8 protein-coding genes are annotated in these 11,650 nt (G+C 64.5%); 3 read left to right on the forward strand and 5 right to left on the reverse strand.

The window, feature by feature from the left end:
- Positions 1 to 2: 2 nt before the first annotated feature.
- The 5 genes from AC0IYS_RS13920 to AC0IYS_RS13940 form a co-directional block, all read right to left on the reverse strand.
- Positions 3 to 332: a DUF2288 domain-containing protein gene (locus AC0IYS_RS13920; RefSeq protein WP_471705707.1), complete on the reverse strand. Its 330-nt coding sequence runs from the start codon at positions 330 to 332 to the stop codon at positions 3 to 5.
- A gap of 12 nt (positions 333 to 344) precedes the next feature.
- Positions 345 to 1,034 (reverse strand): RES family NAD+ phosphorylase, encoded by a 690-nt coding sequence (locus AC0IYS_RS13925; RefSeq protein ID WP_471705708.1) that lies wholly within the window; start codon positions 1,032 to 1,034, stop codon positions 345 to 347.
- The gene (locus tag AC0IYS_RS13930) at positions 1,035 to 1,472 is read right to left on the reverse strand and encodes an antitoxin Xre/MbcA/ParS toxin-binding domain-containing protein (RefSeq protein ID WP_090319512.1); all 438 of its coding nucleotides are present in this window, start codon (positions 1,470 to 1,472) and stop codon (positions 1,035 to 1,037) included.
- An 81-nt stretch (positions 1,473 to 1,553) separates the two neighbouring features.
- A complete protein-coding gene (recJ, locus tag AC0IYS_RS13935; protein ID WP_471705709.1) occupies positions 1,554 to 3,248 on the reverse strand; it encodes a single-stranded-DNA-specific exonuclease RecJ in 1,695 nt (564 codons plus the stop codon).
- Positions 3,245 to 4,324, reverse strand: a complete 1,080-nt coding sequence (locus tag AC0IYS_RS13940; RefSeq protein ID WP_471705710.1) for a hypothetical protein — start codon at positions 4,322 to 4,324, stop codon at positions 3,245 to 3,247. The genes recJ and AC0IYS_RS13940 overlap by 4 nt, the downstream gene beginning before the upstream one ends.
- Before the next feature lie 298 nt (positions 4,325 to 4,622).
- Between AC0IYS_RS13940 and AC0IYS_RS13945 the strand changes: the two genes are divergently transcribed.
- The 3 genes from AC0IYS_RS13945 (at position 4,623) to AC0IYS_RS13955 (ending at position 11,567) form a co-directional block, all read left to right on the forward strand.
- On the forward strand, positions 4,623 to 9,416 hold the full coding sequence (locus AC0IYS_RS13945) for an SdrD B-like domain-containing protein (RefSeq protein WP_471705711.1): 4,794 nt from the start codon (positions 4,623 to 4,625) through the stop codon (positions 9,414 to 9,416).
- Positions 9,417 to 9,478: 62 nt separating this feature from the next.
- Positions 9,479 to 10,171, forward strand: coding sequence for a PEP-CTERM sorting domain-containing protein (locus AC0IYS_RS13950; protein WP_471705712.1), 693 nt, complete (start codon positions 9,479 to 9,481; stop codon positions 10,169 to 10,171).
- 130 nt (positions 10,172 to 10,301) lie between these two features.
- Positions 10,302 to 11,567 carry a lipoprotein-releasing ABC transporter permease subunit gene (locus tag AC0IYS_RS13955; protein WP_471705713.1) on the forward strand — a complete coding sequence of 422 codons (1,266 nt, stop codon included), beginning with the start codon at positions 10,302 to 10,304 and terminating at the stop codon, positions 11,565 to 11,567.
- The last annotated feature ends 83 nt before the right edge of the window (positions 11,568 to 11,650 follow it).

Consider the following 11,650-nt stretch of genomic DNA (forward strand, 5'->3'; position numbering starts at 1 on the left):
GTTCAGTGCACGCTGGCTGGAACCGCTTTTTCCTGCTGCACGAGGATGAACGGGCTGACGACGACCGCCCACAGGGCGGCGTTGGCTTCCAGCCAGCCCTGCGCCTGCTCGTCGCTGACGCGCGCGAGCAGGCCGGCGTTCATCCATTGGCTGATGTTGGCCTTGTCGTCGTGCGAGATGCGCACGGCGACATCGACCAGGTCGAGCGAGTTGGCCACCCACACCACGTTGCCGGCGGCGAAATGCTTGAGCAGTTCGGTCCACGGCAGGCGGGCGGTCTCGCGGTTGACTTTGAGGCGCAGTTCAGTGTCGTTTTCAGGTTTGGTTTGCATGGTAAAAATGAATCAGATAATGTCGATGGTCGGTTCCGGGCTGCCTTGCCAGGTCAGGCGATAGGCGGCGCCTTTGCGCACGTTGCCCACCAGCGCGGGACGGAAGCAAGCCAGGTTGGTGCCGCTCGGACGCCGCACGCTAGGGTAGATGATGCCGAGCGAGCCGCCGTCGAGCAGGCGTTCGGCCAGTGTCTGCGATTCGATGTAGCTGTCCGGCGACAGGCAGCCTTCGTAGCGCGGCTGGTTGCGCAGGTCGTGGAAGGTGGCGGTGAAGTCGGCCAGCATGCATTGATACTGCACGCTGTCGTCGAAGCGGTTGATTTCGGCGTATTCCACCGCCTTGTGAAAGCTGATTTCCGCCAGCGCGGTTTCCACGTCGAAGGCGCAGTACCAGGCGCCGCGCCGGCCGTCGTTGAAGCGGCTGCCTTGCGGGTGCGCGTAGGTGAAGGCGGCGTTTACGATGCGGAAGTTCGGCACCCCGAACACCAGTTCATCGACGTTGATGCCGGTAGAGCCGCCATTTTGCGTGCGCAGGCGCGCGTTGGTGGCGTTGTCAAGGTCGAACAGGTCGCGCAGCATGTCGTCGCTGTCGGCCAGCGGCGACAGCACGGAATCCTCCAGGTCGGCGAACCGGGATGGCAGCAAACGGCAAGTGTCGAACTGGCGCAGCGTGGTAAGGGGTGGAATCAGGCTGACCGGCACTTACAGTCCTCCGCGGCGCGCATCTAATAATTGACGCACGGTTTGCATCGCCAGCAGGCCGCCGCCCAGCATGTACGCCAGCGGCGTGCGGCCTTCAAAAATCTGGTTGTTGTTGGGCAGGTTGACCCATTCGTCGGCGAGCTTGTCGCCGTAGATGATGTGCAGCGCCTTGTAGATGCCCAGCAGGTAGGAGATGCGGGTGATGCAGTCCACCTCCAGCGTGCGCTCCGGGTTCTTTTTCCATTCGTACAGGGCGCTGCTCGACAGCCCGCCCAGCAGCTGGCGGGCGTCCTCGTCGCGCACGTGCCACGTGGCGGCGAGCTTGAAAAAGCCCTTGAGGGCCGACTTCGATAACCGCTCGCGCTCGGCCTTGGCGTTCAGATCCACCAAGACGGTCGGCTCGAAGCGGCTGCGAGGGTAAGCATAGGTCAGATTCATAGATCCTCCGGTAATGGAGTACTTATACTCCTTTTTCGGATGAATAGCAATCGGGGAGTGAATCTGGCCGCGCTCCGGGCCTCAGGCTGGTTCGGCGTGCTCCACCAGGAGTTGTACTTTTGTTACGCCGTTGTATTCATTGGCGTCCAGACGGAAGGCGACTTTGGCCCGCTCGCCCAGCGAATCGACATGGCCGAACCAGATGGCGTCGTAGCGGGCGCCGTTCTTTTCCAGCAGCAGTTTGAGGTGGCGCTCTTTTAATATGCGCTGGCTGACCACGCGGAACTCGTCGCAGAACACCGGCGGCGCGAAGCCCTGGCCCCATACCTGGCCGGCCATCAGGTCGATGAAGGAGGTGGTGTAGTAGGCGTCTTCCAGCGGGCCGTCGGTTTCGACAATCCGTTCCAGTTGCTGCTTGCTCAGCCACGCCTGGCCGACCTCCTCGAAGGCGGCGGAGAAGGCGTCGAAGGCGTCGGCGCGCAGGGTCAGCCCGGCCGCCATCGCGTGGCCGCCGAACTTGTCGATCAGGCTGGGCGCCTTCTTGTAGACCAGGTCGAGCGCGTCGCGCAGGTGGAAGCCGGGGATGGAGCGGCCCGACCCCTTGATCCAGCCGTCGGCGCCGGGCGCGAAGGTGATCGTCGGGCGGAAGAACTTTTCCTTGAGCCGCGAGGCGACGATGCCGATCACGCCCTGGTGCCACGATGCGTCGAACACGCAGATGGTGCTGCTGTTGGCCGGCTCGAAGGCATCGAGGTGCAGCAGCGCCGTGTCCTGCATCTCGGCCTCGATCTCGCGCCGTTTCAGGTTGATCTCGTTGAGCCGCTGCGCCAGCTCCCAGGCGCGGCCCTCGTCGTCGGTGATCAGGCATTCGATCCCGAGCGACATGTCTTCCAGCCGGCCGGCCGCGTTCAGGCGCGGACCGAGCGCGAAACCGAGGTCGAACGGGCTGGCGGTGCGCGGCTCGCGGCCGGCCACGCGGAACAGCGCGGCCACGCCGGCGTGCATGCGGCCGGCGCGCATGCGCTTGAGCCCCTGCGCCACCAGGATGCGGTTGTTCGGGTCCAGCCGCACCACGTCGGCGACGGTGCCCAGCGCCACCAGGTCGAGCAGGTTGTCCAATTTGGGCTGCGGCTGCGTCTCATAGGCGCCGCGCTTGCGGAATTCGGCGCGCAACGCCAGCAGCACGTAGAACACCACGCCGACGCCGGCGATATGCTTGCTCGGGAAGCCGCATTCGGGCTGGTTCGGGTTGACGATCACGCGCGCGGCCGGCAGGGTATCCGACGGCAGGTGGTGGTCGGTGACCACCACCTCGATGCCGCGCCGGTTGGCCTCGGCCACGCCGTCGATGCTGGCGATGCCGTTGTCGACGGTGATGATGATGTCGGGCTGCTTCTCGCGCGCCGTCAGCTCCACGATCTCCGGCGTCAGGCCGTAGCCGTACTCGAAGCGGTTGGGGACGATGAAATCGATATTGGCGCCCATGGCGCGCAGGCCGCGCAGCGCGACCGCGCAGGCGGTGGCGCCGTCGCAGTCGTAGTCGGCCACGATGACCATGCGCTTGCCGGCGGCGATGGCGTCGGCCAGGAACACGGCGGCGGCGCCGATGTGCAGCAGGCCCGAAGGCGGGATCATGGCCGCCAGTTCGCTCGACAAATCCTTGATGTCGGTCAGGCCGCGCGCCGCGTACAGGCGCGCCAGCACCGGGTGGATGCCTCCCTGGCGCAGCATTTCGGATTCGCGGTAAGGGTAGGGACGGGTGGCGATACGGGTCATGTGCGGACGGTGCTCGATAAAGTGTTCAGGTTCTGCTTGCGCCAGAATTTGCGCTGGGCGAGTTTGGTGCTCGATACGGTCGTCCAGCTTTGGCGGTGGCTGAGGACCAGGTTGACGCGGCCGACGCGACCCTCCTTGAGCGCGGCCAGCAGCGGCGCGAACCACGCCTGTTCCAGGCGCTGCATGCGCGCCAGCCAGTCGGCCCAGTCACCGGTTTGCGCCGCCGGAATCAGCTCCGCCAGCACGGCGGTGACACCGCCGTCGCCGTTGCCCGCGTCGGCGATCAGCCGCGCGGCCTCCGGCGCGCGCCGCTCGGGCGCGGCCAGCGCCTGCATCCACGAAGGCGCGCCGGCGCCGGCCACCCACAGCGGCAGCGCCGCCGGCGTCACCGGACCGCACCCGCCCCACAGCCAGAACGAATTGACCTGCTGCAGGCCGCGCTCATGGCGCGCCTCGTTGACCGGGTGTTCGTGCCAAAGCATCTGGATCTCGTTTTGCAGCTTGCGGTAGTCGCGCGCGCGTTCGCCCTCCGGCACCCAGTCGCTGATGTATTGCGTGGTGGCGGCATCCGGCGAGGCGGTGCGCAGGCCGGACCAGTCGTCCGCGCGGGCGAACCACAATCCCGGCGTGGCGTACAGCAGCGGCTTGCCCAGCTCCTCGAAGTAGGGGCGGGCGATGTCGTACAGGGCGCGCGATTCGTCCTCGGTCAATTGCAGCGCGCGCGGATCCGACAGCAGCGAGTGGGTGCGCGAGATCTGGATGTTGGCCGGCTGGACGATGAACCAGTGGCCGCTGGCCGCGGCGGCGGCCAACTCCGGGCCGCAACCGCGCATGGCGGCGGTGGCCACCGGGGCGCCGGTATCCGGATGATCGGGCGCCGGCGCCAGGCCAAGCGCGTGGCTCAGCCACGCCTCATGCGGCAGCACGCGACTGTTGTTGTCGAAAGTAATGGTTTTGGCATCGCTGTGGCGCGAGACCAGCGCCGCCAGGGCGGGTGTTTGCAGGGCGCGGATCAGGTCGCGCGCCATCTCCGGCGGGGGCAGCGCGTAGGGCAGAACAAGGGTGATTTCAGTCATTCCGAGATTGTAGGGCATTGCGGCGTGGACCGAAAAAATCTTTCAAGCAAAGTCACGTCGAAGTTGTCAAGTTTAAAATACAACATTCCAAGCAGATATTGAAAATAAAATCACTAACGTAGATAAATATCAATTGTCCAAAATCAAATTCATATGTAATATGAGCAACTTAGATGATTTGCAGGCATCACTTAGCGTCCGTGAATGCCTCCGCGTGCCGCGCCGCTGACCACCCTGACCCCGTGACAGCAGCCGTTCAGCTCCCCAACTCTTAAAAAGAATACGAAGGCTTTACGACATGAGTTCGATCAACCTTGCTACCTCTATTCACATTTGCGAAGATACCGAAGGTACCTACGATGTGCGCGACATCCTGAGCGCGGCCGGCTACGCCGCCAGCTCTTCGCTCAACGTAAGCGCCATGTATGTCGTACTGCCGGACGGCACCACGTCCACCAAGAACACCCCGTTGTTCGGCAAAGTCGATGCCGACACCGTCTACATCCGTCCGGGCCAGTGGCACGCCGACTACAACGGCCAGTTCACCACGATCGAATTCGTCGTGGACCAGGGCGGCGGCAACACCGTGACCATGACCCTGCAAGTGATTGTCGATCCGGTCAACGACGCACCGACCGCCGCCAACAAAACCTTCAATCTGGACAACGGCAACGCCGTGGTGCTGTCGCAAAACGATTTCGGCTTCGTCGACGCGGTCGAGCACGACGCGTTCCAGTCCGTCATCATCACCTCGCTGCCGACCGCCGGCAAACTGCTGCTCAACGGCGTGGCCATCACCGCCAACACCGAGGTATCGGCCGCCGACATCGCCGCCGGCAAGCTGGCCTTCGAGCCTAGCCAGACGACCTCGGGCAACTTCGACATCGGCTTCAAGGTCCGCGACGCCGGTGGCCTGGTCGGCTGCAACGCCGCCGACACCAGCGCCACGCCGAACTACCTGACCTTCAACGTGCCGAAGGCCCATCTGGGCGACTTCGTCTGGGAAGACGGCAACGGCAACGGCGTGCAGGACGCCGGCGAGGCGGGCATCGGCAACGTCGTGGTCGAACTCAAGGACGGCGCCGGCAAAGTGGTCGCCAGCACCACCACCGACGCGAGCGGCAAGTACCACTTCGACGTCGATCCGGGCACCTATTCGGTGTCGGTGAAGGCGCCGGCCGGCTTCAAACCGGTCGGCCAGGACCTGGGCGGCGACGACGCCACCGACAGCGACATCGATGCCTCCGGCAACACCGGTCCGATCACGCTGGCACCGGGCGAGACCAACAACAAGGCCGATGCCGGCCTGTACCGCGCAGCGTCGCTGGGTGACACCGTCTGGCTCGACACCAACCGCAACGGCGTGCAGGATGCCGGCGAGGCGGGCGTGGCCGGCGTGCGCGTCACCTTGCTCGACGCTAACGGCAACCCGGTCGGCGCCGCCGTCACCACGGACGCCAACGGCCATTACCAGTTCAGCGACCTCAAGCCGGGCAGCTACAGCGTGCAGTTCGACCAGACCAGCCTGCCGGCGCACCACTTGTTCACCGCGCAGGGCCAGGGCGCCGACGCGGCCCTCGATTCGAACGCCGACGCCGCCGGCCGCACCACCCAGGTGACGCTGGCCTCCGGCGAGAACAACCAGACCGTGGACGCTGGCATCGTCGCCGAGCGCGCCACCCTGGGCGACCGCGTGTGGGAAGACAGCAACGCCAACGGCGTGCAGGACGCCGGCGAAGCGGGCCTGGTCGGTGTCAACGTCGAATTGCGCGACGCCACCGGCAACCTGGTCGCCACCACCACCACCGGCGCCGACGGCAACTACAGCTTCACCGTCGATGCCGGCCAGTACAAGATCGCCGTCACCGCGCCAACCGGCATGACCGTCACCGGCCAGAACGCCGGCGGAAACACCGCCACCGACAGCAATATCGACGCGACCGGCCAGAGCGGTCTGATCACCCTGACCCCGGGCCAGGTCGACAACACCATCGACGCCGGCTTGTACCGCGCCGCCTCGCTGGGCGACCGCGTCTGGCTCGACAGCAACCGCAACGGCGTGCAGGATGCCGGCGAAGCGGGCGTGGCCGGCGTCAAGGTCACCTTGCTCGACGCCAGCGGCAAGGCGATGGGGGCGGCCGTCACCACCGACGCCAACGGCGGCTACAGCTTCACCAACCTCAAGCCGGGCACCTACAGCGTGCAGTTCGACAAGGCGACCCTGCCGGCCGGCCACGTCTTCACCACCGCCGACCAGGGCGGCAACGATGCGGCCGACTCGGACGCCAACGCCGGCACCGGCGCCACCGCGCAGGTGACTTTGGTCTCCGGCGCCAACAACGCCGACCTCGACGCCGGCGTGGTTGTGGTCCAGGCCAAGCTGGGCGACACCGTCTGGGAAGACAAGAACGCCAATGGCGTGCAGGACAGCGGCGAGGCGGGCATCGGCAACGTGACCGTCGAGCTCAAGGACGCCAGCGGCAAGGTAGTGCAAACCACCAGCACCGACGCGGCCGGCCGTTACAACTTCACCGCCGATCCGGGCAGCTACACGGTGTCGGTCAAGGCTCCGGCCGGTTATCAGTTCACCGGCAAGGATGCCGGCACGGACGACGCCAGGGACAGCGATGTCGGCGCCACCGGCCAGAGCGGCACCATCGTGCTGCAGCCGGGCGAGGTCAACAACACCATCGATGCCGGCCTGTACAAAAACGCCGCCGTCGGCGACCGTGTGTGGCTCGACACCAACAAGAATGGCGTGCAGGACAGCGGCGAAGCCGGCGTCGGCAACGTCAAGGTCAGCCTGTTCGACGCCGCTGGCAAGCAGGTCGGCGCCAGCGTGACCACCGACGCCAACGGCAACTACCAGTTCTCGGACCTCAAGCCGGGTAGCTACAGTGTCGTGTTCGACAAGGCGAGCTTGCCAGAGGGCATGGCCTTTACCAGCGCCAACCAGGGCAGCAACGACGCCGCCGATTCCGACGTCAACGCCGCCGGCCAGTCGCACACCTTCACGCTGACCTCGGGCCAGGTCGACAAGACCGTCGACGCAGGCGTTTTGGCTGCCGCCACCATCGGCGACCGCGTCTGGATCGACAACAACGGCAACGGCCTGCAGGACAGCGGCGAAGTGGGCAAAGCCGGTGTGACCGTCGAGTTGCGCGACACCGCCGGCAAGGTCCTCAAGACCACCACCACCGACAACGCCGGCAACTACAAGTTCAGCGTCGAGGCGGGCACCTACGCGGTCGCCATCAAGACCCCGACCGGCTACACCGTCACCACGCAAGACGTCGGCAGCAACAACGACATCGACAGCGACGCCAACGCCAGCGGCAACCTGGGCAGCGTGACCGTCACGGCCGGCCAGAACGTCACCAACATGGACGCCGGTATTTATCAGAAGGGCAGCATCGGCGACAAGGTCTGGTTCGACAGCAATGGCGACGGCATCCAGCAAAGCGGCGAAACCGGCGTCAAGGGCGTGGGCGTGACCTTGTTCAACGAGAAAAACGTGGCCGTCGGCACCACCACCACCGACGCCAGCGGTTTGTATTCGTTCAACGACCTGGGCCCGGGCAAATATTCGGTCAAGTTTGCACCGGTGGACGGCTATGTCTTCACCAAGCAGAACCAGGGTAGCAACGATAGTGTCGACTCTGACGTGGACGCCGCTGGAAAGAGCGGCCAGATCACGCTGGCCTCCGGCGTCAACGACAAGACCCATGACGCCGGCCTGGTCAAGGCCGCCAGCATCGGCGACACCATCTGGGAAGACGCCAATTACAACGGCGTGCAGGACGCGGGCGAAAAGGGCGTCGACGGCGTCACCGTCAAATTGTACGACGGCAATAACGTGCTTAAGCAAACGGTGGTCACGGCCAACGGCGGCAAGTACCTGTTCGACGGCCTGCAGTCGGGCAGCTATCAGGTCGAAGTGGTCAAAAGCACGGGCTGGTTCTTCACCAAGGCCGACGCCGGCGACTACACCAAGGATTCGGATGTCACCAAGGCCACCGGCAACACCGGCCGCACCGACACCATCGACCTGTCCACCGGCGAACAACTGCGCACGGTCGACGCTGGTATCTACCGCAAGGCCAGCCTCGGCGACAAGGTCTGGCGCGACGCCAACCACAACGGCGTGCAGGACAGTGGCGAGGAAGGCATCGGCGGCATTACCGTGTCGCTGTACGACACCGCCAACAACAAGCTGGGCACGGTCAAGACCGACGTCAACGGCAACTACAAGTTCGCGGATTTGACTCCAGGTAAGTATTACCTGATGTTCGACAAATCCAACGTCATCTTCAAGACCTACAACATGAACGACTGGAAGTGGGGCGTGAAGAATACCGGCAGCAACGACGCCATCGATTCGGACGTCAATGGCGACATGGTCAACAAAGTCAACGTTACCAAGACCGACACCATCGACCTGAGCTCGGGCGAGAACGATATGAGCTGGGACGCCGGCATCACGCCGATCGCCATCGATCTGAACGGCGACGGCATCCACACCATCGCCCGTGGCGACATGAAAGGCAGCTTCGACCTGCTGGGCACCGGCAAGGCGATCCAGTCGGGCTGGTTGTCCAAGTCCGACGGCTTCCTGGCGGTCGACGCCAACGGCAACGGCAGCATCGACAGCGTGAGCGAACTGTTCGGCGGCACTTCCAAGGGTTCGGGCTTCGCCAAGCTCGCCAGCTACGACAGCAACGGCGACGGCGTGGTCAACGCCACCGACGCGCAATTCGCCAGCCTGCTGATCTGGCAGGACGCCAACAGCAACGGTAAGACCGACGCCGGCGAGCTGGTGTCGCTGAAGGCGGCCGGCGTGGCCAGCCTGAACGTGGGCTACACCGAACTGCCTTTCCTTGACGCTAACAACAACCTGCACCTGGAGCGCAGCAGCGTCACCATGAGCAACGGCAAATCGGCCGACATGACCGACGTCTACTTCAATGTGGCGGCGGCAGACGCTGCGGCTGCCGGCGTCACCCTGCCGACGATGGCCGACCTGATGGGCGATGGCGCGCAGGCGGTTCAGCTGGTGGGGCAGAGCCAGCAGTGCCAGATTGAATTCGCCTAATTTTGTATTCGTTTCTCCCTAAGCTGTACAACGACATTTACTTTTATAGAAGAAAAAATATCATGCAAACCAAATTCAACGCAATCAAAGCCGCCGTCCTCGCCGTCTCCCTGGCCTTCTCGGGCGCCGCCTTCGCCGGCCAGACCTACAACTCGCAAGCCATCGTCGATGCGGGCGGCCTGGTGGTCAACTTCGACGGCCAGAACTTCAATGGCACGCCAGTGGTCGGTATCCCGGTGATGGAACTGACCAATACGGTCAATGCGCAGGACAGCTTCCTGGCCTTCTGCATCCAGCCGAAGGTCGATCTGCAGCAACACACCGTCTACACCGGCGCCACCGCAACGGTGAGCAACAGCGTCAAGGCGCTGTATGAAACCTCGTACGACAACGCCATCAAAAACGCCGACGGCCAAAAAGCGTTCCAGCTGGCGCTGTGGGAATTGGTGGCCGACGACGGCAAGATTTACGACAACACCGGCGCTCAATATTTCATCAGCGGCTCCGATTCGAGCGCCGATGCCGCCTTCCAGATGCTGAATCTGGCGTCCCAGCACACGGTTCTGAGCAATATGTACACCTACACCAGCTTCACCGGCACCGGCAGCAACGGCCTGGCGTCGCAGCAACTGCTGGGCGTTTCGATGGCCGCCGCCGTGCCGGAAGCGAGCACCTGGGCCATGCTGGGTCTGGGTCTGGGCATGATCGGCTTCATGGGCCGCCGCAAGTCGAGCCAGGGCCAGAAGTTCGCCTGATCGCTTGACCGTCGCGCCGCCGTCCCCCGGCGGCGCGGCGATTTGTCGCTGCGCCAACGGCGTTTCGCCCATGAAATGCTATTTGTATGGCAAACTTCGGGCTCACTTCCGTTGATCGCCCCGTTAGCCCATGAGCATAGTCAAGAATTTACCGTTTGAATGGCTGGTCGGCCTGCGTTACACGCGCGCCGGCAAGCGCAGCGGCCGCAATAGTTTCATCTCCTTCATCTCGCTGATTTCGATGGCAGGCATCGGCCTGGGCACGGCCGCGCTGATCGTGGTGCTGTCCGTGATGAACGGCTTCGAAAAGGAAGTGACCACCCGCATGTTGTCGGTGCTGGCGCACGTTGAGGTATTCGACCTGCGTGGTTCGATGCCGGACTGGCAACAGCGCGCGCGGGAGGCCTTCGCCAACCCGCAGGTGCGGGGTGCCGCGCCCTTCGTCGAAACCGAGGGCATGCTGATCCGCGACGATATCCTGCGCCCGTCGGTGGTGCGCGGCGTGTTGCCCGAGGCCGAGAAGAACGTCTCCGAGGTCGGCGAGCGCATGCGTGCGGGCAGCCTCGACACGCTCAAACCGGGCCAATTCAATATCGTGCTGGGCGCCGAGCTGGCCCGGGCGCTGAAAGTCAAGGTCGGCCAGACCGTGACCCTGGCGCGCGCCCAGGGGCCGGGCGCGGGCGGCGCCATGCAGCCGCGCGTACGGTCCCTGACCGTGACCGGCATCTTCGAGGTGGGCCACAACCAGTTCGACTCCGGTCTGGCGCTCATCAATATCACCGATGCCGAGCAGCTGGCGGGAGTGGCCGCGCCGTCCGGCCTGCGCCTGCGCCTGGCCGACATGCAGCGCGCCCCAGAGGTGGCGCGCCAATTGAAGCAGACGATGCCGGGCGATTTGTTCATGCGCGACTGGACCAGCGCCAACTCGACCTGGTTCGCCGCCGTGAAAAGCCAGAAGAACATGATGTTCATTATCCTGACCATGATTATCGCGGTCGCCGCCTTCAACCTGGTCGCCACCCTGGTGATGACGGTGACCGACAAGCAGGCCGACATCGCCATCCTGCGCACCCTGGGCGCCTCGCCGGCGTCGATCATGAAGATTTTCATGATCCAGGGCGGGCTGACCGGGGTGCTGGGCACCGGCTTCGGCATCGCGCTCGGTTCCGTGCTCGCGGTAAATATCCACATCATCGTGCCGTTCATCGAGGGTTTGTTCGGGATGCACTTCCTGTCCAAGGACATTTATCTGATCAGCTCGGTGCCTTCGGACCTGCGGCTGTCGGACGTTACCAACATCGGGGTGATCTCGGTGCTGCTGGCGTTCGTGGCGACAATCTATCCGAGCTGGCGCGGCGCCCGCGTCAAGCCGGCGCAGGCTTTGCGCTACGAGTGAGGCGCGTCGACGTATGCTGTGTGCCGCGTCGCACGCAGCCAACACCATTTATATGGCAAACTGCTGACTTCGCCGATTTTGTC

The organism is Duganella sp. AC237, assembly GCF_979254035.1.